Source organism: Helicobacter sp. CaF467b, from assembly GCF_022664765.1.
Classification (GTDB): Bacteria; Campylobacterota; Campylobacteria; order Campylobacterales; family Helicobacteraceae; genus Helicobacter_D; species Helicobacter_D colisuis.
Map to the genome: position 1 here is coordinate 1,182,740 of NZ_JALAIY010000001.1, position 20,658 is coordinate 1,203,397.

At 33.9% G+C, this 20,658-nt stretch carries 17 protein-coding genes, 1 other RNA gene and 1 pseudogene; 5 read left to right on the top strand and 14 right to left on the bottom strand.

Annotated elements, in window-relative coordinates:
- From MKD52_RS06035 to MKD52_RS06080, 10 genes are all read right to left on the bottom strand, one after another.
- Complete coding sequence (locus tag MKD52_RS06035) at positions 1-714, bottom strand: arginyltransferase (protein ID WP_112057811.1); 714 nt, start codon at positions 712-714, stop codon at positions 1-3.
- Complete coding sequence (locus tag MKD52_RS06040; protein ID WP_242099618.1) at positions 714-2,009, bottom strand: murein transglycosylase domain-containing protein; 1,296 nt, start codon at positions 2,007-2,009, stop codon at positions 714-716. The genes MKD52_RS06035 and MKD52_RS06040 overlap by 1 nt, the downstream gene beginning before the upstream one ends.
- Entirely contained in the window at positions 2,006-2,557 is a 552-nt protein-coding gene (locus MKD52_RS06045) for a DJ-1 family glyoxalase III (protein ID WP_242099619.1), read from the bottom strand. Before MKD52_RS06045 ends, MKD52_RS06040 begins: the two co-directional genes overlap by 4 nt.
- Before the next feature lie 8 nt (positions 2,558-2,565).
- The gene (gene efp / locus MKD52_RS06050; RefSeq protein WP_112057814.1) at positions 2,566-3,129 is read right to left on the bottom strand and encodes an elongation factor P; all 564 of its coding nucleotides are present in this window, start codon (positions 3,127-3,129) and stop codon (positions 2,566-2,568) included.
- Positions 3,130-3,143: 14 nt separating this feature from the next.
- Positions 3,144-4,067: a class II fructose-bisphosphate aldolase gene (locus MKD52_RS06055; RefSeq protein ID WP_242099620.1), complete on the bottom strand. Its 924-nt coding sequence runs from the start codon at positions 4,065-4,067 to the stop codon at positions 3,144-3,146.
- Between the two features lie 8 nt (positions 4,068-4,075).
- The gene (locus MKD52_RS06060) at positions 4,076-4,891 is read right to left on the bottom strand and encodes a peptidylprolyl isomerase (RefSeq protein ID WP_112057816.1); all 816 of its coding nucleotides are present in this window, start codon (positions 4,889-4,891) and stop codon (positions 4,076-4,078) included.
- 189 nt (positions 4,892-5,080) lie between these two features.
- Positions 5,081-6,925 (bottom strand): ammonia-forming cytochrome c nitrite reductase subunit c552, encoded by a 1,845-nt coding sequence (locus MKD52_RS06065; protein ID WP_242099621.1) that lies wholly within the window; start codon positions 6,923-6,925, stop codon positions 5,081-5,083.
- Between the two features lie 19 nt (positions 6,926-6,944).
- Positions 6,945-7,418, bottom strand: a complete 474-nt coding sequence (nrfH, locus tag MKD52_RS06070; protein WP_181566565.1) for a cytochrome c nitrite reductase small subunit — start codon at positions 7,416-7,418, stop codon at positions 6,945-6,947.
- 157 nt (positions 7,419-7,575) lie between these two features.
- Positions 7,576-8,205: a trimeric intracellular cation channel family protein gene (locus MKD52_RS06075; RefSeq protein WP_112057819.1), complete on the bottom strand. Its 630-nt coding sequence runs from the start codon at positions 8,203-8,205 to the stop codon at positions 7,576-7,578.
- Position 8,206: 1 nt separating this feature from the next.
- Positions 8,207-9,406, bottom strand: coding sequence for an HD domain-containing protein (locus MKD52_RS06080; RefSeq protein ID WP_242099622.1), 1,200 nt, complete (start codon positions 9,404-9,406; stop codon positions 8,207-8,209).
- Positions 9,407-9,684: 278 nt separating this feature from the next.
- Here MKD52_RS06080 and rnpB point away from each other — a divergent pair.
- Positions 9,685-10,008, top strand: an RNA gene (rnpB, locus tag MKD52_RS06085) — RNase P RNA component class A.
- Between the two features lie 21 nt (positions 10,009-10,029).
- Positions 10,030-11,052, top strand: a complete 1,023-nt coding sequence (gene hypE / locus MKD52_RS06090; RefSeq protein WP_112057821.1) for a hydrogenase expression/formation protein HypE — start codon at positions 10,030-10,032, stop codon at positions 11,050-11,052.
- 78 nt (positions 11,053-11,130) lie between these two features.
- Here the strand turns inward: hypE and MKD52_RS06095 are convergent, their stop codons facing one another.
- Positions 11,131-12,618, bottom strand: a complete 1,488-nt coding sequence (locus MKD52_RS06095; RefSeq protein ID WP_242099623.1) for a hypothetical protein — start codon at positions 12,616-12,618, stop codon at positions 11,131-11,133.
- A 268-nt stretch (positions 12,619-12,886) separates the two neighbouring features.
- Here MKD52_RS06095 and gdhA point away from each other — a divergent pair, with 268 nt between their 5' ends.
- From gdhA to MKD52_RS06110, 3 genes are all read left to right on the top strand, one after another.
- Positions 12,887-14,242: an NADP-specific glutamate dehydrogenase gene (gene gdhA / locus MKD52_RS06100; protein WP_242099624.1), complete on the top strand. Its 1,356-nt coding sequence runs from the start codon at positions 12,887-12,889 to the stop codon at positions 14,240-14,242.
- The gene (locus tag MKD52_RS06105; protein ID WP_242099625.1) at positions 14,236-15,078 is read left to right on the top strand and encodes a DNA ligase; all 843 of its coding nucleotides are present in this window, start codon (positions 14,236-14,238) and stop codon (positions 15,076-15,078) included. The genes gdhA and MKD52_RS06105 overlap by 7 nt, the downstream gene beginning before the upstream one ends.
- Before the next feature lie 781 nt (positions 15,079-15,859).
- The gene (locus tag MKD52_RS06110; protein WP_242099626.1) at positions 15,860-16,783 is read left to right on the top strand and encodes a ferritin-like domain-containing protein; all 924 of its coding nucleotides are present in this window, start codon (positions 15,860-15,862) and stop codon (positions 16,781-16,783) included.
- A gap of 149 nt (positions 16,784-16,932) precedes the next feature.
- Here the strand turns inward: MKD52_RS06110 and MKD52_RS06115 are convergent, their stop codons facing one another.
- The 3 genes and pseudogenes from MKD52_RS06115 to MKD52_RS08620 all read right to left on the bottom strand — a co-directional run bounded on the left by MKD52_RS06115 (position 16,933) and on the right by MKD52_RS08620 (position 19,416).
- On the bottom strand, positions 16,933-18,363 hold the full coding sequence (locus MKD52_RS06115; protein WP_242099627.1) for a major outer membrane protein: 1,431 nt from the start codon (positions 18,361-18,363) through the stop codon (positions 16,933-16,935).
- A gap of 290 nt (positions 18,364-18,653) precedes the next feature.
- Positions 18,654-19,253: pseudogene (locus tag MKD52_RS06120) on the bottom strand (SDR family oxidoreductase).
- Between the two features lie 55 nt (positions 19,254-19,308).
- On the bottom strand, positions 19,309-19,416 hold the full coding sequence (locus tag MKD52_RS08620) for an SDR family NAD(P)-dependent oxidoreductase (RefSeq protein WP_277930832.1): 108 nt from the start codon (positions 19,414-19,416) through the stop codon (positions 19,309-19,311).
- Positions 19,417-20,658 lie beyond the last annotated feature (1,242 nt).

The window sequence follows — 20,658 nt, forward strand, 5'->3', positions numbered from 1 at the left end:
TTACTCCTTTATCCAAATAGAATATTCATTTAAATTAGGGCGGTTTTGAAGCACTTCAAAAGGTTTAAATTTTTCTTTATATCCCATAGAATAATGGTCTTTTATCCAATACCCAGGATAAAGATATTTGATATTATACTCTTTTGCAAAGGCAATTTGTTTAAGAATAGAATAACTTCCAATAGAAAATTTTTTAAAATCGTGATCGTAATAACAATACACAGCCGAAATTGCATTATCTAAAACATCAACTAACGCCACTCCAACTAGCTTTTCTTCATAATAATAGTCAAATTCATAACCAAAATCTTGATAACCCTGAACAAAGGTTTCATAATAAATTTCTAAAGTGCTTTTTTGATACTCCCAACCTTTTTTATCGTGCATTACTCTATGATATTTTTCATAAAGCTCCAAATGTTCAAAACTCACTCTTGGTCTTGTAATTTTAAGCTTTAATGGATTTTTTAGGATTCTTTGATGAGACTTTGAAAAAATGAAATTTTCACAATCTTGGCGAATTGAAATACATTCCTCACAACCTTGACAAATAGGCACAAAAAAATAACACCCAAAACGCCTCCAACCCCGCTGTAACAACAAATCATAAAATTCTTTACTGCACTGCTTAATATAAAAATAACGAAATTTAGATTCTATTCCCTCTAAATAACTACAAGGTTTTGAGCTTTGAATAATTTCAAAAATTTCCATTATCTCACACTAAGCAAAATAGAAGAATCATTTACATTTTTAGCGGTAGCTTGAAACTCTTTTTTGGCATTGGTTACTTTTAATAAATAATTGCGTGCTTCTTCATATTTCAATGAGGTTCTAAGTTTGCGATACACTTCTGCTGAAGTCATAGAGTTAATCACTTCAACTGCTTTTTTTCTATCTTTATGAAAAACTGAAAGCACATTTCCACTCCCCGTGTTATAAGCAGCAATCACACAATATTCGTGAGAAAGGCTATTTTTAATCCCTGTTAAATAACGCGAAAAAAGAATATCCAAATAAGTCGAACCATATTGAATATTAATCTTTGGGGTAAATAGCATCTCTTTAGTTGGAATACCATCTTTGTTATTTAGCGCTCTATAAACATCTCGCCCAGCACTTGCAGGAACGACTTGCATAAGTCCATAAGCAGGAATATGACTAACCGCATAAGGATTAAAGCTGCTTTCTGTTTTAATAATAGCAAAAATCAAAGCTTGTTCTATGCCATACTCTTTAGCATATAGCGCCACATATTCACCATATTTATGCTCATTTTGAATCTCTCTATCTGCCACCATATCAAACTGCACATAATAGACAACCTTTTTCTGTCCTTCTTCTTTTATTTCCCTTGTTTTTAAGCTATTATTAATCAAATAAGTTGCATAGCGATTTGCCCTCCACGGATACAAAATCACTTTTCCCTCATTATCTTTGACCAAATTTGCCAAATAAGGAGTCCCTGAATAAACCACCTCTTTATCCGAATACAAATCCACCTTTTCTGGATCATCTGGGGTAAGCAAGGTCATTACAATCGCTTTGTGTAAGGCTTCTTTGGGATTTTTAGTATCCAAAGTTGAAACCAAAATCACACCTTTAGCAAAATCAACTTCCGCGCGAGATAGGTAAGAATCAGTATATTTTACATACACTTCTTGGGAGGCAGTTTGCGCATCATCTTTACCCCAATTCTGGATAACTTTTTGTGTTAATTGTGCAACAATTTTTTTAAAATTAGCTTGAAGATTTTTAATGAGACTTTCTAATTGCTCAGAATCCAAAACTTCTTCTAAGAGTGCATTAATAGCCGTATCTAAAGTCGGTTCAGCATTAGATTTTGCTACTTCTAAAGTCGTATCCACTGCTTGATTAATAACTTTTTTTACAACTTGTTCTGTAGAAAAGTTTTGTGAGTTATAGATTATATCCCTATAACCTAGCAAACAACCGCCCAAAAAAAGGGCTAGAAAGGCTAATGGGATTAAAACTTTAAAAGATTTCAAGAAGCTAACATTCCTTCTTTAATTTCTTGAGCTTTTTGTTTTGAAGCTAAAATTTCAGCCAAATAAAATGCAAATTCTAAAGCAGTTGCAGGTCCTTTTGAGGTGATAATATGACCACTTTGAATCACATTTTTATCTTTTTTATAATTTATATTTTCTATATTTTTTTCAATACCTGGATAACAAGTGAAATCACAATTTTCTAATACACCCATTTTAAAAAGTGCCAATGGGGCAGCGCAAATAGCAGCGATAATTTTACAATCAGAGTGCAATTTCAAAACAATTTCTTTTAATTCACCAGAAGCGATAAGATTCTGTGTTCCTTCCCAACCTCCAGGAAAAACAACCGCATCTAAGCTAAACCTATTGATTTCTCTAAGCGAAGCATCTGCAATAACTTTTATACCACCTTGAGAAATCACCTCTAAAGAATCATTTAAACTAGCAACCACGACTTCGCAACCCACTCTTCTTAAAACATCAATAATCGTAATTGCCTCTAATTCTTCAAAACCCTTGCCAAGTGGAATCAAAATCTTTGCCATTAGATACCTTATTTAACTTTATCTAGGTATTCGCCCGTTTCAGTATTAACACGAATCAAATCACCCTCTAAAACATGGTAAGGCACTTGCACGACCGCACCTGTTTCTAAAGTAGCAGGTTTTTTACTTGCACTTGTCGTATCACCTTTAAAGTTTGGTGGAGTTTCTACTACTTTTAACTCAACCGTTTGTGGCACATCAACCGATATTGCTTTACCATTATGGAATAAAATACTTACTACCATTGATTCTGTCATCCACTTTGCAACATCGCCAACTTGATCTTCACTCAAGCCAATTTGCTCATAAGTTTCATTATCCATAAATTGAAAGAAGTCTCCATCGTGATAAAGAAACTGCATTGATTTTTCTTGCAAATTTGGCTCTTCGCATTTATCACCGGCATGAAAAGTTTTTTCTAGCACTCGACCATCTAAAAAAGATTTCATTTTTACTCGCACAAATGCAGCACCTTTACCAGGCTTTACATGTTGATATTCTGTGATTCTATAGGGGACACCCTCTAACTCAATCTTTAAACCTTTTTTTAAATCTCCCATTGAATAAGCCATTTTTTTCCTTTTTATTAAATTTTATTTGAACTTCCCAAAATATCCATTCTCTCTGCCATAACCCTAACCATTGCTTCCTTAGCAGGGGCAAAGAATTTACGCAAATCAAATTGTGTTTTATCTTCATTGGCTACGCGTCTAACTTCTGCCATAAAGGCTATTCGCAAATCAGTGTCTGTATTAACCTTATTAATCCCACCCTTTATAGCTTCTTGCAAGAAATCAAAAGGTACACCCTTGCTTCCTTTTAAATCTCCACCTGTGTTTAAAAAACTCGATCTCACATAATCAGGAATCGCACTAGCACCATGAAGAACAAGCGGAATCTTAGTCCTGCGCTTCACTTCTTGCAATCGCTCAAAATCAAGCTTTGGCTCTCCTTTAAATTTAAATGCACCATGACTTGTCCCAATAGCAGGAGCTAAAAAATCTACTTTGGATTCTTTAACAAATTCTTCTGCTTCTTGTGGATTTACCAAACAAGCATCTTTTTCATCTACTGAAATATTATCTTCAATTCCCATTAATCTTCCAAGTTCTGCTTCTACACTTACACCTGCGATATGAGCAACTTCAACCACTTTTTTTGTCTCTGCTAAGTTTTCTTCAAAAGGATGATGACTAGCATCAATCATTACCGAAGTAAATCCTGCCCTAATAGCGCGAACACAAGATTCAAAACTAGTCCCATGATCCAAATGCAATGCAACAGGAATATGTGGATAACGATTAGCAAGAATCTTTACCATTCCCACTGCCATATCAATCCCCATATATTTAATAGCCCCTTCACTGGCTTGGACAATAATAGGCGAATTTTTAAGATTTGCTGCTTCAAAAATAGCACTAAGCATTTCATAATTTACAAAATTAAATGCCCCTACTCCATAGTTTTCTTGATTAGCCTTTTGCAAAATTGCATTTCCACAAACTAACATATAAGCCCTTATTTAATAATTTCTACTTTAGCTTTAGCGCGCAAATCTTGACCTTCTTTTCTAACATTCTCTTGGAATTTTGTCAATTTTAGATTTTGCTCAATTTGCTCACTCACTTCTTTAAGTCCTAAAGTTGTTGTTGGGCGTTTATCATCAACATAAATCACATGGTATCCAAATTGTGTTTTTACTGGAGTTTGAGTGTATTTACCCTTATCAAGCTTGAAAGCCGCATCTGCAAATTCTGGGACGACTTGACCTTTTGCAATCCAACCTAATTCTCCGCCATTTTGCGCACTACCATCTTTAGATTTTGCTTTGGCAAGTTCCTCAAACTTACTTGCAACATTTTTACCTGCTTTTTTAAGTTCAGCAATAATGCTTTTAGCATCTGCTTCGCTACTAACTAAAATATGCTTAACTTTAGCAGTTTCTGGCTGAACAAATTTAGCCTTATTTTGATTATAGAATTTTTCAATTTCAGAGCTAGAAACCTTCACTTTTTCCATTTCTTGGCGCATCCAAACTTCTAATGCCAAGTCTTCCTTAACGCTTTCTAAAGCGTTTTTAAATTCTTTTGATTTTTCAATACCCTCTTTCTTGGCTTGAGCAATTAAAAGTTTTCTTTCGATAGCCTGATTCACCACTTGATCTTTTGCTTCTTGTGGTAATTGCGCAAAAGAAACCCCCGGCATCGCTCTCATAAGTGCTGCAATATCTTTTTCTGTAATCTCATCACCATTAACCTTAGCAAAAGTCTCTGCAAAACTCACACCCTGCAATAAAGAAAATGCTATAGCCGAACTCAAAAGTATTTTTTTCATATTTAAAACCTCGTTAAGAATTTTTTTAAGATTCTATCCTTATTTTTTTAAATATTTAATTAACTAAAACAAAGATTTTAAATTTTATAAACAAAAAATTTTGAAGATAAACTGAAGCAAAAGGCAAAGCAAGAAATGTAATTTTAATTTTAGAGATTCTAAGTTTCACCTAGAATCTCTAATAAAAAATCAATAAGAAGAAGTTTTAGAATCAATCACCCTATAATTATAAGGCTTATTGTTCTTATCTAATTCCAAAAGTTCTTTTGGAGCAGGACCATTAATTTCTTCATGTTTATAATATCGCTCACCTGCTTTATGTCCATTCAAATCCACTTTATAACGAATCTCCCCTGGATTATATTTTTGAATATCTTCAAAACCTAAATTAGAAGTTTTAAAGTCTTTGATTCCATTTGCATTAGCGATTTCTACAAGCTTTGTTTGCCCCATTCTAGCCATTTCAACAGCTTGAAGCAACATTCTACTTGCCTCTCTTGGATTATGGAAACCAGTTGAGTTTTCAGCACCCACAAAATCACCTCTCATTTGACCTTTTCTGTGCAACTCCAAAGGTTCTTTTAATGCTGCAGAAATTTTTGCATCATCAGGTTTGCCATTAGTTTGATAACCAGGCATTGCACCAAGTTTTTCACGCAACACTTTAATATCTTCAATTAAACTTACCATTGCATATTCTGCACTTCTTAAATCATAAGCTACAGATTTTTGAATATCTGCCACTTGTTGTCTAAGATATTCTTCACTTTGAGTGTGGCAAGACTTGCATGCTGCATTAATATCTTGCAATGGTGAAGTAATATTGTGCTGTGTCATTTTCTTAGAACCTTTTCTAATATAAGGCATATGGCAATCTGCACAGCTTACGCCATTAGCCGCATGCACACCACCACTATAAAGCTCTGATTCTGGGTGCTGAATCTTAAGCATCGGTGCTTTAGTAAATTTATGCGCCCAATCTTTATCAAACACATCTCTTATTTTTTCATAATGTGCATCAAACATTTCAATTCTAAAAGGCTCATTTCTCTTCCATTCACTCCAAGGGAATACAAGCTCTATGCCATCAACTTCAATTTCTGTAGGTTTGTTTCCATCTCTCCAAACATCAATTTCATCATAAGTTTTTTGTGTGCCATTCCACCACTTTTTACTTGGATCATTAGCAATTGATTCACCTATTGCTTTTACTTTTGTTCCTGTTGGTTTAAAATAATATTCCACATGACATTGTGAGCACACAAGCGTTCTCATCTCTTCTCTTGAAGCCTTTACCCCTGTTACTGGATCAGGTTCATAACCCCTAAATTTTACTAATGCATTAATAGCCGCTTGTCTTGTAAGACGCAATTGCATATCATTTGGATTATGGCAATCTGCACAAGTTACTCCCATTCTTGTCCCTCCATGTGGTCCGCTATGATCAACAACACCTTCTACTTCAGGCACATTCTTAATCATTGTCCAATATTTTGTAGAGTTAAAAGAAATCCATTTCTCTTCTGGAGTATCTCCAATTCCCATATTTTTAAGTAACCACGGACTCCAACCACTATGACAATTCATACAAGCTGTAGGCTGCCCATTAAAAGCCGCAAAACCATGAGCATTTAAAAAATCTTTATTGTTTCTTGCCGTATCCATCTGATCAACTTGAATCCAAAAATGCCCTCTTTCCTCATTAGCATCAAGACTAAATGGATATCCCGCCCAAAGAATTGTAAGCTGTGGATAGCGAATAAGCTTTGAATAAGCTAGATTTCCACCAAATTCTGTTGAAATAGGCTTCTCTGTTTCCACTGTCAAATACATATCTAAATAATCAGGGAAATTTTTACCCCAATGATCAAAAGTTGGATTATCATCGCTCATTTCCACAAAGCTCTTTGAGCTAACTCCTCCCGTTCCTTCAGATTGCTTTTTAGCAATATCACTATTTAACCATAACAACCCTGCAATAATAATCACTGCAACAATAACTAAAATTGGCAATACAGGTGATTTCTTTTGCATTTTAACCTCCTAAAATAATTTAAAAACCTCTTTTATGTCCCACACTTTCGTGACAAGACACACAGCTAAGCGACCCATTTCCATGTGGATTTGTTGTTGGATTTACAACATTGCTAACCATTTCACTATGACAGCGCACACAATTATCTTGAATCATATTTTTTGATTTTTGCGTTGCAGTTAAGTTTGTTGGCAAAACATCTAGCTTAAAGGTAAAAGCATAGGCGTGTCCCACTCCACTTTCTGCTTTTGCAACCCATTTTTCCACAAAGTTATGTGGCAAATGACAATCATTGCAAGTTGCGCGTGGCTTACCGGCTATTTTTTGTGAATGTGCCCCCCTTGACCAATCATTATAAACATCATTCATAATGTGGCAATTGTTACAAGCTTCGCTATCATTGCTAAAATAAGACAAACCCTTTGCATTATAAAAGGTATAAAGCCCTATAACAACAATCACAACGCACAAAAACCCTAGCAATCCTGCCATAAATGAGAGCGGTTTTTTAGGTTTATTACCTTCCAATTTACGCTCCTTGAGAAATTTTTGAATTTAAAAATTTTAAATCCAATTTTGAAATTTTAATCACTTCTAAAAAAATTTGCCTTGATTTAAATCAAAAAAGTAAATAATTGATAAATGAAAACTAATTTTTGGGAATATATTTAAAAGTTGGAAGTCCCAAATGATACCTAATAGCAACCAATCTAATCACAAATCCCAACAGCAAAGAACCTATAATCACCAAATCCTCATTGAGATAAAAATAATTTTGACTAACAAATTCCAAAGCAGCATATAAGCTACCAACAATCAAAGCCACACTTGCATAAAGCTCTTTTTGAAAAACAAGTGGAATCCTAGCGCAAAAAATATCTCGCAAAATTCCCCCAAACACACCCGTAATTACCGCTCCAGCCACTGCCATTGCACCACTTGGGTGAAAATCCATTCCAATTCTAGCGCCAATCACACTAAACACCGCCAAACCTAGTGCATCTAAAATCAAAAAAGCTTTTTCAAAACGCTCTACAAAATAAGGGATTCTAGTGGTTATCAATGCCGCCACACAAACAATAACCAAATATTCCGGATGCGCTACCCAAGTAAGCGGATAATGCCCAAACAAAATATCCCGAATCGATCCTCCACCAATAGCTGTAACACAAGCAATAAAAATCACCCCAAACCAATCCATATTATGTCGCCCTGCTGCAAGCGCACCTGTCATTCCCTCTGCTGTGATTCCAATGATATACAAAATAGTCAAAAGCATTTTAAGCCTTAAACTCCCTAAATAAATAACCCAAATCCACGCCATTTATTTCTTTTGCATTATATAAATACTCCAAATTTCTTGCGCCCTCTTCTAATTCTCTACTTGAAATCCCATGTCGCATAGAGATTCTAGCCTCCAAAAAAGCACTCAAATGATCGCAAAATTTTAAAAATTCTCCATAAATAGCACAACAAGAATCTTCATTATACTTTCCTAAAAACTCTTCACCTTTAGGCAAATACACAACTCCTTTAGTTGTTTTATAGCGATTTGTAAATTCATTTTGCGTAAAATACAAAATATCTTTTTTAATAGCTTCTGGAACTTTTGAAAGTATCTTTTCTCTTACCTCTTCTTCTTCAATTTGCTTTATAAATTCATCTAAACCTTCTACGCTGCGTTTAATAGGAGAAATAATATCTCTCGTTAGAATCTCTGGTAAATCATGGAATAATCCACACAAAAAGTGATTAATCTGCATTTGCCGACAAAATCCCAAATCACAGCCTAACAAATAAGCACAAAGTGCTACGACTAAAGTATGTCCCAAAACTGAAGTAGGAGGAACCCTTGGAGTCTGACTCCAACGCTTCTGAAACCTAAGCTGTCCAAACATCGCTACAAGCTCTCTCATATCCTCATACAACACAATCTGCTTAATACCGGCTAAATGATAATGCTCTTCTACTTGCCTATCAATGATATTTTTAATATTTTGCACATCATACATTTTTGGATTAAAATGATAAATAATATCAAATTCCCATTTTGAAGCATAATAATGCGAGGCTTTAAGAATCTCTTTCTCAAGATTCTCAATCTCTCCATATAAATATTTTCGCATTGATTCAAAAAAAGCAAATCTACCCAAATCCTCTTCTAATTCTTTACATACAAAATCCACAAGTTCTTTATTGTGCGTTTGTGTAAGCTTATGGAATACAGGAGGTTTAATATCAGTAAGAATAATGCGCTCAAAAAATTCATAACAAAACTGCAAAATCAATCGCTCCCAATCGATTTTTTTACCATTTTCAATCTCTTCAAAATGCGCCAAAAGGTAAGCAATCACGATTTTATGGGCTTGTTTATCTAGCTCATAAAATTCTACTGGAGTAGCTTGATCATTCCAACGCCTTATATTAGCAGCTACAAAAATTTTTTGCAATAAAGCGACACTAAGTGTAGGTTTTTTCATTTTCATTGCCTTCTCTTAAACAAATTTCTATTTTGATAAATCAAAAATGCCAAATACATAAGCGTAACAATGCTAATAGCTACTTTTTCATAAAACTCCAAGCACAAACCCCTATAAATCTTATCAAACTAAATCCAAATTATAACATTATTTAAAAAGCTAAAATAATTTTCTTTCTTTTTTTACTCAAATATTCTTTATCTTTAAAAAGCACATCAATACCAGATTTTAAAAATTAAAATTTATTTTTATCTCTTTTTTTGCTAAAATTCCAAGCTTAGGTGTAGCGAGTGGTTACTTTTTAAAGAGGAAAGTCCGAGCTGCTTTGGGATAGGATTCCATTTAACTAATGGCTAGAGTAATCTAAGGGAAAGCGCAACAGAAAACAAACCGCCTTTAGTCTCTAAAGGTAAGGGTGAAAAGGCGGGGTAAGAGCCCACCGAGAGTGTAGCAATACATTCTGTCATTGCAAGCCCAATCTGCAGCAAGAAAGGTATGGTTAGCATCCCAAATTTTTAACCTTTCGCTAGATTTTTGCTGTAAGGCAAAAACAAGATAAATAACCACATAAACAGAACTCGGCTTATAGCTACACCTAAACTAATCTCTCCTAAGGAATCTAAATGAAACAATCCATCATCACTCTAAGTCATGGAAGTGGAGGTATAGAATCTCAAAAACTTATTTCAGAGCTTTTTTATCCTTTTTTAGAAGGCTGTGTAATAGGCGCTGGAGAAGATGCAGGCATTGGTGAATTAGATTCTATTTCTAAAGGAAAATTTGCTATTAGCACCGATGGTTATACAATCTCTCCATTATTTTTTCCCGGTGGAGATATTGGCAAATTAAGCATTTGTGGAAGCTGTAATGATGTGGCAATGATGGGTGCAAAACCCAAATATTTAAGTGCTAGTTTTATGATTGAAGAAGGATTTTTGATAGATGATTTAAAAAAAATTCTTGATTCTTTTGGAAAAACCCTCAAAGCAAGTGGCGCAAAACTCCTTTCAGGAGATACCAAAGTCTTGCCAAAAGGAACACTAGATAAGATTTTTATTACCACAACAGCTTTAGGCGAATTTCTCTATCCACATTTACAAATTAGCGCTTCTAATATTTCGCAGGATTGTTGTATCTTAGTAAGTGGAGAAATCGGGAATCATGGAGCAGTAGTGTATTCTAAACGCGAGGAAATTTCCTTGCAAAGTAATTTAGAAAGCGATTGTCAATTACTCTATCCAAGCTTAGAAGAGCTTTTTAAAAACAATATCTCCATTTATGCTTTGCGCGATGCGACAAGAGGTGGAATTGCAAGTGTCTTAAATGAATGGGCAAACACTTCACACATTGGAATTGAAATAGAAGAAGAAGCCTTGCCTATCAAAAATGAAGTGCGTGGAATCTGCGAACTTTTAGGTTTTGAAGCGTGGAATCTTGCTAATGAGGGAATGTGTGTCTTAGCTATTTCCAAAGAAGATTCTAAAAAAGCCCTAGAAATCCTAAAACAAACTCCAGCAGGAAAAAATGCCAGTATAATAGGCTACACCACTTCAACAAACCTTAATAAAGTTATCTTAAAAACCGCCTATGGTGCTAAACGATTCTTGGATTATCCAAGCGGAGAATTACTGCCTAGAATCTGCTAAAATCACAAAAATTCCATTTGCAAAATATTTTATTTTCAAGAATCAAATGATTTAAAATCCATTTGATTCTTGAAATTTTTAAGCAGCTAGAAGTTTTTGTAAATTCCCTGCAAGACTTTCTTTAAACAAATTCTCCTCCATTCCATCAAACACAAAACGATTTAAATCCGCAAAAGTCTCATCAAACTGCTTTAAAAGATCCCCAAAAAGACTAGATGATTCTTCCTTAGCTTCAAAGCCCAAAAATGTTTCTTGTAATCCTTTCCACAAAGCAGATAATTCTTGACTAACTCCATTATTAGCGCTTTCTAATGAGCTAAGACTAAAGGAATATTGCGCAGCACTAAAGCTAAAGATGCTTAATGAAGTTTGGTTTCCACTTAAAAGACTTCCACTGCTTTGAGAAAAGTTAAAATTAATATTCAAGTTTTGCAAATAAGCGCGACTTGCTGCAACCTGCATTCCTTGTTGTAAATTAACACCTAACTCATCTTGTGTATTATTAATAGGATTTTCAGCTACAAAATCAATATGATGAATCGCCCCAAGACTTCCATCTTCTCGCATAAAATTAGAAGTTTGTTGTTTAATTCCTAGCAAATCCCCCTCTTCTCCCCTCATCATCTCTTGACTTTCTTTTGCATCAAGATAAATCACGCCAATTCCTTTTTCTCCAAGCCCTACTAACTCGCCCTCGCCCTTTTGGTTAGGCGTCCAGATTCTTAGCTTATCATAAATAGGATCATTTTTGTCAATCTTACCATCTTGATTAGAATCATAAACACTCAAATCCTTAAATCCATCACCACTCTTTGTCCCAAAAAGCTCATTTCCATCATTAATTTTACCATCATTATTTTTATCCAATGCCAAAAATCCAGAACCCTCTTTTAGCGTAGAAATTTGATCCTTTTTCCCATCGCTATCAAGATCAAAACTCATCTTTGTATCGCTAAGTTCAGTCCCATTCCCTGCATAATCAATCACAAGTGGATCAATCACTTTATTAGAATTTCCAGAATTAGTACCACCATTGGTTTTGTTTTGTGAATTGATTTGTAAATTTTGCACGAAGCTTTGAGACACGCTAATATTTAAATCAAGTTTTTTACTGACTCCATCTTTGCCTACAATTGTGCCTTGAATTGATAATTCCAAAGATTGCGAAAAACCTTGAGTAATGCTAATCCCACTTCCAAGATCATAGTTAGGGCGCGAAAAGTTTCCATTAAGTAATGACTCTAAAGAAATATTTGAATTAGAAGCATTGCTTGATTTACCGCTAGAAACTCCAAAAACTTCTTCCCAAACCTTAATCACTTCATCTTGAATTTCTGCAATTTTACCCAAAGCCTGATTGATAACTTGCTTATGAAAATCATCTAGCTTACTATTTAAAAGCTCTGTTGATGAGAGAATGTTGGAAGCTTTTTGGCTATTTTCTCCTTCATTATTGATTTGTGGAACGCTATTTGCTTTGTCATTTACAATCTCTTCTCCAAGAGCACTCCAATGCGTGGTGGTATATGAGGCTTGTAGAGAAGAGAAACTCATACTTGTCTGCATCGTTTCTCCTTTATTAAAATTAAATAACACACTCAATATCGGCTATTCCCCAAAAAACTTAATAAAAAAATAAATAAATTATTCTTAAATTTAAAATCCATTCCACTTTATGCTAGAAACTCCAATAATTCGACACTTTTTTATATTTATCTTTTTATATTTATCTGTATCCTATATAATAACTTAAAAAAAAAATTTAATATTATAAGCTTAGATTAATTAAAGTATTAATACAATTCCACTCATAAATTCATTTAAAGGAGTGTCAATGTCTTACACACAAGATGTTATTGCAAAAGTCCAAAGACTTTATCCAGATCAAGTAGAGTTTCACCAAGCTGTTAAAGAAGTTTTAGAATCAATTGAACCCGCTTTGCAAAAAGATAAAAGATATGAAAAATTCAAAGTGTTAGAGCGAATTGTAATTCCAGAAAGACAAATCAACTTCCGTGTAACTTGGGAAGATGACAAGGGAGAAATTCAAGTAAATCGTGGTTATAGAATCGAATTTAGCTCACTTCTTGGACCTTACAAAGGTGGATTGCGTTTTCACCCAAGTGTTACAGAAGGCATTATCAAATTCTTAGGTTTTGAGCAAATCTTCAAAAACTCCCTAACAGGACTTGCAATGGGTGGTGGAAAAGGTGGAAGTGATTTTGATCCTAAAGGCAAAAGCGATAGAGAAGTTATGCGATTCTGTCAAGCCTTTATGAATGAATTATATCGTCACATCGGCGCACACACTGATGTTCCAGCAGGAGATATTGGTGTGGGTGGAAGAGAAATTGGTTATCTCTTTGGTCAATACAAAAAACTCACTAATCGCTATGATGGTGTGCTTACAGGAAAATCTTTGCTTTGGGGTGGAAGCTTAGTAAGAACAGAAGCAACAGGTTATGGTAGCGTATATTTCGCGCAAGAAATGTTAAAACATAGCGAATTTGGATCATTAGAGGGCAAAACTTGTCTAGTTTCAGGTAGCGGAAATGTTGCAATCTACACTATTGAAAAGCTTCAACAATTAGGCGCAAAACCAGTAACAATCAGTGATTCTAAAGGTATGATCTATGATGAATCAGGAATTGATCTAGCACTCTTAAAAGAAATCAAAGAAGTTAGACGCGAAAGCCTTGAATCTTATGCAAAAGAAAGATCAAGTGCAAAATACACAAGCGCAAAAGACTATCCAAGCGATCACAACCCACTTTGGAGCATTCCTGCTTTTGCTGCATTCCCAAGCGCAACACAAAATGAAATTAACGCAAAAGATGCCGACAATCTCCTTAAAAATGGTTGCAAATGTGTAAGCGAGGGAGCTAATATGCCTTCAACAATCGAAGCGGTGCATAAATTCCTTAATGCAAAAATCTGCTATGGACCAGGGAAAGCTGCAAACGCAGGTGGTGTGGCAACAAGTGGTTTGGAAATGAGTCAAAATGCTTCTATGACTTCTTGGAGTTTTGAAGAAGTAGATAAAAAACTTCACAACATTATGCAAAATATCTATGCAAATGCAAGTGAAACTGCAAAGGAATTTGACGATCCTACAAACCTTGTATTAGGTGCTAATATCGCAGGATTCCGCAAAGTTGCTAATGCAATGATTGAGCAAGGTTTGTGCTAAGACTAGCTTTACTCTTAATCCTTTCCTTTAGCCTCCTTTTTGGAGGTGAAATTTTAAAATTCAAAGAGTATTCTTCAAAATATTCTCTAAATTTTAAAACCACTACTTATCTAATGAGTGAAAAACTCGATGGAATCCGCGGAATCTGGAATGGCAAAACACTTCACACTCGTAACAACAATCCCTTAAATCCTCCAAATTTTTGGCTTAAAAATTTCCCTCCCTTTAGCTTAGATGGAGAGTTATGGTTAGATTATGAATCTTTTGAGCAAACTTCTAGTATTATACGCACTTCAAATCCACATCCAAAAGAATGGCAAAAAATAACCTACTATGTTTTTGATGCGCCAAATGTTTGTCAAAATTGCACCCTTTTAGAAAGACTTGACAAACTCCAAAAATACCTTGATAAAAATCCAACTCCCCATATCAAAATAATCCCACAAATCAAAATCCAAGACAAAACCCATTTGCAAAGCTATTTTCAAAGTATTCTTGATAAAAAGGGAGAGGGAATCATCATTCGTCAAAATGATTCCCCCTATAATAATTCTAATCACTCTTACAAATACAAACCCTATATGGATAGCGAATGTAAAGTGATTGGCTACACACAAGGAAAAGGCAAATTTAAAGGGAAACTTGGAGCCATTTTATGCCAAGCTAACTTCAAAGGAGAGTTAAAAACCTTTAAAATTGGTTCAGGATTCACTCAAAAAGAACGAGAAAATCCCCCACCAATTAATTCTCTCATCACCTACAAATACAATGGCTTTACCAAAAATAATCTCCCCAGATTTCCCGTGTTTCTTCATATTAGAAATATAGATTTTTAATGCTTTTATGCTTATTTCATTGCTAGACCATTAGTAAATGTATTTTAGACAAACTTGCTTAATCGCATTGATTAAATAACTAAATAATTATATTTCATAGATTCAGTAGAAACAATAGATATTTAACACAAAAGCTTTTTAAAATTTATGCTTAAACAAAGAGAAGAAAAGATATTAAAAGAAACTTATAGAAAATATCAAAGAAAACAAGTCAGATTTCACTTATAAATCAAACTTAACTAAAAAAAAGTGTAATCATTACTGCAATTATCGCAATGAGAAGACTGAGCAGCTCCATTATGGACTCCTATATAATAAGATATTTCCACCCGCATACCCAACCAAATAGCCAATCTTATTATACAGGCTTTGTGAAACCTTTAGTCCATCTACCAAATGGATTGATTAGTTATACTATAAAAAATTTAAACTTGTGCAATATATTTAAACATTTTTCGCTCACTAAAGGCGTGACTCATCTTTCATCTATAAGTTTCTTTGTCTATTTTATCATTCCTAACTCTTTAGCATATCAATACTTAAACAAAAAAAAATGAATTACAAGCCACCCTTTGGTTAAGATTTATTTTAGTTAATTTCCATATAATCCCTTACATAAAAACGCAATAGGATACTAATCACTAATTTTTGTTGTAATACCATTTAATCTTTGCGATTAAATGTTGCAAAAAAGAAATCAATGATGAGATTTACAAAAGACAAAAAGATTCACAGCCAATCCCTAATCCCAGATAAGCTTAAGAATCCTTAGTAGATTCTAGTGGCTAAAGCACCTAAGCAAATTTATAGGCTTTTAAAACAAAAGGTAATGGTAGCAAATCTCAAAGCACTTGCCAAAAAGGAGGATTCCATAGAACTTTTTAACGCACTCAAAAACGCCCTAGATGCTAAAAGTGCAGAAGAAAAATGCACTCTAACTGAAGAAATTTTTTATAATTTTAAACATATAAAAATAAATCATAATGCAGAAATACTTCCTTTAATGGCTCCTACTTTTTCTTATTTTTGTCAGATTGTCCCACCCAAAAAAGTCCCACAAGGTAAATATCTAAAAAATGATCTCAACGCAGCTCATCTGCTACATTCCATTGCACACATTGAATTTTCTGCTATTGATTTGGCACTAGATTGTGCTTATCGCTTTAGAAATCTACCCCTAGAATATTATCAAGCGTGGGTGGAAGTCGCATTCCAAGAAGTGCATCATTTTCTCAAACTCAATCAATTGCTTCAAAGCATAGGATTTAGATATGGGGATTTTGGGGTGCACACTTTGCTTTTTGATTCGATGAAAAACTGCGATATTCTTTTAGATAGGATCGCCCTTGTGCCAAGAGGAATGGAAGCTGTGGGGCTAGATGTTAATCCCTTTTTATGCGCCAAAGTCCAAGCAAGCAACCACCCTATCAAGGAAGACTTTTTAAAAGTCTTAGAAATAATCTACCAAGAAGAAATTTCACATGTCTCAAAAGGCAATATTTGGTTTCATTATCTATGCGACAAACAAAGCATTCCCAAGCAAAAACGCGCAGAAGTCTATTTAGAAATCCTTAAAAAACACCATTTTTCATTCCCCAAAGCCAACACCGCTTTCAACACTCAAGCAAGGATAGAAGCTGGCTTCACACAAGAAGAGCTTACAATGCTAAGAGATTCAATATTTCTCTCTAAAAATCCCAAATAATCAATCCCAAAGCCACATTAACTTAAACCAGAAAACTTAGTCAAACTAATCTTGAATTTTAAAAAAGAGTTAAATGATTTTAAATATTAAATTGTAGTTATAAAAGAAGTTTTAGAAGATAACAAAGCCCAAAGGCTTTGTTAAAAAAATTAGAAGCTATATTTTGCTTCAACCCTAAATCTGTTTCTATCTTGATCATCCATTGAAGCACCAGGTGCTACCATATCATAGCTATTGTTCAAGAACGCATAGAATGTAGATAGAGTAAGTTGTTTGCTGTGTTTCCAGCTAATTGTTGGAGTAATTTCAGTGAATTCTACTTTTTTAATACCTAGAGGATTGTTAGCATTATTATTTCCTGAAGAAATATCATTTTCACCCCAAGCAAACTCAAGACCTACATTTAATCTCTCATCAAGGAAGCTATAATCTACACCTGCATAGAATACATTAACATCTTGCTCTGTCCCAAATCCTTGAGTTCCATAAGCTCTAAGTGCTGAAGTAGAGATACCTGTCCCAGCGTTTTGCCACCAAATTTTACCTTTTCTTGATACATTGCTTCCTTCATCTTCAAGTGAAACTGCTGTTCCATCTGCGAAGTTTGTAATATATCCCAAAGTTACATTTAGTGGAAGTTGATAATAATTTCTGAAATCTGCACCCACTTCAACTACAAAAGCATCATTTGATTCTGAAATATCTGCTTTATTTCCATTTGCTGTTCCATTTCCATACAATGAATAGAATACAGAATCAGAATCATTATTTAATGCTGCATAAGAGTATTGCAATTTTGCTCTAAGCAAACTACCTTGCCATGAAAGCTCACCAAATACCAACGCATCTACTGCATCATCGATATAGAATCCCCAAAGTTGTCCGCCAAATCTACCATAGTTGGTATCCACACCATAGATACCTGCTAAAGCATAAAGTGGTTTATCAACAGAAAGTCCTGAACCATCAGTATATGAAACACCATTAGCCTCATTAATCCCTGCTCTTCCAATATTAACTTCATTAATTGACCAAGAATCAAATGCTGCGGCTGCTAAAGTGAGGTTTGGAATATCGCTATTAAGTGCTAAGATACCTGTTCCTCTATCACCATCAGCCGCATTGGTTACAGGTGTATCAAGAAGTTGCTTACCGAGTTTGATTGTTGTCGCTGTGCTATCTGGAGTAATAGTCGCATAAAACTCTCTTACACCAAATTCACCATCAGAACCTGAACCCAAGCCACTACCTGTGAATGCCTGAGCTGTTCCAGGAGTTTCATTTCCTGTTCCTTTTCCATGATTTACATTGTTTCGATTATCATACCATACGCCTAAGCCCAAAGCAACATTATTTACCACAGGAGTTTTGAAATCTGCTACTGCTCTCCATTGATGATTTGCAGAACTTCCACTCACATCCCCATTTCCATTATCATATCTATCATCATTGTATCGGTATCTTAAATATCCGCTTACATCAATTCCCTTAATCGCTTCTTCTAGTGGTTGAGCGAAACTTGCTGTAGATAATGCACCTAGTGCAACGCTAGCTGCAAGACTTAATTTGATAAATTTCATTTTAATCTCCTTAAGATTGAATTTCGAAATTACAATCTGATTATACAAAATTTCGCACACAGAAAACAAAATGAATTTGTTTAAAGTCAGAGTTTGCATAATAGATTTCTCGCTTAAAGCTTAGAATCTAAACTCATAAGCTTAACTGCGATTTTAACACAAAGTTTTTACAAATGCAAGAGTTTTAAAAAAAATAAACATAAAAATCTTTAACTTTTAGAAAAACAAACTTTACAATGTCCTTTTATAAAACAAACCAACAAAATATTTTTCTTAAGAAAAAACTATATTTAATGAGGAATCCCAGCTGTCAATCCACCATCAATCAAATAAAGTCCCCCTGTAATAAAACTCGCCTTTGGGCTTGCTAAAAAATAGATAAGTTCTGCTACTTCACTAGGTTGCCCTATTTTCTTTAAAGGATATTTTTCTCTTTCGCTCTGCCAATAAAAATCTGTATTTCCATTATGCGTAATGTTTGCAAAATCTTGAAATAACTTCTCTGCCATCGACGTTCTAATAGTCCCAGCACACACAGCATTTACTCTAATTTTTGGAGCTAAATCTATACTTAAAGACTTTGTTATCTACCCTAAAGCACCCTTAGTAAGTCCATATGCAAAGCTATTTGGCTTACCAACAAAACATTGATCTGAAGCATTAATCACAATACTTCCACCCTCTTCTTTCATATAAGGAATAGCAAGTCTCATAGTATTGACATAACCATAAATATTTGTTTGGATTATCAAATCAAGCTCTTCATCGCTAATATCAAGAATGGTATTGCAACGATGAATACCTGCATTTAAAGAAATTACATCAAACTTTCCAAATTTTTCTACCGCTTTGTCAATAGCATTTTTAATATCTTCTTTCTTTTTTGGTATCTACCGCTATAAAAAGAACATTTTCCAAATTTTATGCTACTTTACACCCTTCCTCTTAATTTATATCCATAAAAGCAACCTTGTAGCCTTTTTGATGAAACTTATGCACACAAGCATTACCTATACCCGTAGAACCTCCTGTAATAAATACAACTTTATCCATAATATTGTCTCCTTTTTATTATTCATAACAAAGCCATTAAGACTTATTTAACTTTAAGATATTTTAACATAAGGCTTGATGAATCCAAAAAGACAATGAAGTTCTATTGATTTTTAAAACAAACTTGTAAGCTTTCAAAATCCTACAAGCAAATACCTATAAGAATAAACGATAAGATAATTTTTATAATTAGGCGCATATAAAAATAGTTACTTTAAGTAACCATTTTTATATAAATAAATTACTTTAAATTATAAAACTATTTCATAATAATTGTTTTATCTGCAAAAAACTACTCATCTATCAAAGCATTAAAAAGAACAGATTTCACACAACCCACAAATAAACAATTATCCCAAAGAATCTCACAAAGCTTACGCCTTATAACTCACCTATCACTATTAATCACTATTAAATATATTTATCAATGATTTTAAAAACCACTACAACTAGCCACCAATAATCCAAATAAATTTAAACCCCCACAAACATTCAAACTAACACTCTATTTCCAATCCACTCTAACCCTTTTACTCTCATTTAGCAAAAACCCTGCACTAACACAATCAACAATCCAACCCCCCCCCCCACATACTAAACCTTTCAATCTCTAGCAACTCTTTATCTCACTTATTTTCTTTTAATGCTAGAATTTCTATCTTTTAATTTTTAGATTCCACCTAACAATCCTAATATTAAAATTACAAAGTTTATCATCATACACCCACTCAAAAAACCAATACAAGCCTTTAACCACAAAGATTCCAAGCAGAATCTTTAATCTTTAATCTTTAATCTTTAATCTTTAATCTTTAATCTTTAATCTTTAATCTTTAATCTTTAATCTTTAATCTTTAATCTTTAATCTTTAATCTTTAATCTTTAATCTTTAATCTTGTAGCATTTACCTTAAAGTAAATCTCCACCCCAAACCCAATTCCCCATACTAGCAACCACTAAAGCATCAAAAACTCTCTGCTAATATTTCAAAAATACCTATTAAACCTATATTATTCTACTACTCCCAATACATACCATTTCGCACATTTATTCTTTAGCATAGACAATCATAAACTTCTATCTTTTATGCACTTTATTCCTAATCCTCTTAAATTTCTATTTATCTGTCTATTTACCAAACAATCATTAATTAAATATTTCAACGAAAAATATTAATATTAACATAAGGCAGTAAGAGCAATATCAAATATTAATAGTGTAATCTTAATGGTTTAGCGTTTA

What these genes read in the sequence shown, in the direction of transcription:
- MKD52_RS06035 (WP_112057811.1), bottom strand. Translation starts at nt 714, where the DNA reads ATGGAAATTTTTGAAATTATTCAAAGCTCAAAACCTTGTAGTTATTTA.
- MKD52_RS06115 (WP_242099627.1), bottom strand. Translation starts at nt 18,363, where the DNA reads ATGAAATTTATCAAATTAAGTCTTGCAGCTAGCGTTGCACTAGGTGCA.
- MKD52_RS06095 (WP_242099623.1), bottom strand. Translation starts at nt 12,618, where the DNA reads ATGCAGACAAGTATGAGTTTCTCTTCTCTACAAGCCTCATATACCACC.
- MKD52_RS08620 (WP_277930832.1), bottom strand. Translation starts at nt 19,416, where the DNA reads ATGGATAAAGTTGTATTTATTACAGGAGGTTCTACGGGTATAGGTAAT.
- efp (WP_112057814.1), bottom strand. Translation starts at nt 3,129, where the DNA reads ATGGCTTATTCAATGGGAGATTTAAAAAAAGGTTTAAAGATTGAGTTA.
- nrfH (WP_181566565.1), bottom strand. Translation starts at nt 7,418, where the DNA reads ATGGCAGGATTGCTAGGGTTTTTGTGCGTTGTGATTGTTGTTATAGGG.
- MKD52_RS06055 (WP_242099620.1), bottom strand. Translation starts at nt 4,067, where the DNA reads ATGTTAGTTTGTGGAAATGCAATTTTGCAAAAGGCTAATCAAGAAAAC.
- MKD52_RS06065 (WP_242099621.1), bottom strand. Translation starts at nt 6,925, where the DNA reads ATGCAAAAGAAATCACCTGTATTGCCAATTTTAGTTATTGTTGCAGTG.
- gdhA (WP_242099624.1), top strand. Translation starts at nt 12,887, where the DNA reads ATGTCTTACACACAAGATGTTATTGCAAAAGTCCAAAGACTTTATCCA.
- MKD52_RS06075 (WP_112057819.1), bottom strand. Translation starts at nt 8,205, where the DNA reads ATGCTTTTGACTATTTTGTATATCATTGGAATCACAGCAGAGGGAATG.
- MKD52_RS06080 (WP_242099622.1), bottom strand. Translation starts at nt 9,406, where the DNA reads ATGAAAAAACCTACACTTAGTGTCGCTTTATTGCAAAAAATTTTTGTA.
- MKD52_RS06060 (WP_112057816.1), bottom strand. Translation starts at nt 4,891, where the DNA reads ATGAAAAAAATACTTTTGAGTTCGGCTATAGCATTTTCTTTATTGCAG.
- MKD52_RS06045 (WP_242099619.1), bottom strand. Translation starts at nt 2,557, where the DNA reads ATGGCAAAGATTTTGATTCCACTTGGCAAGGGTTTTGAAGAATTAGAG.
- hypE (WP_112057821.1), top strand. Translation starts at nt 10,030, where the DNA reads ATGAAACAATCCATCATCACTCTAAGTCATGGAAGTGGAGGTATAGAA.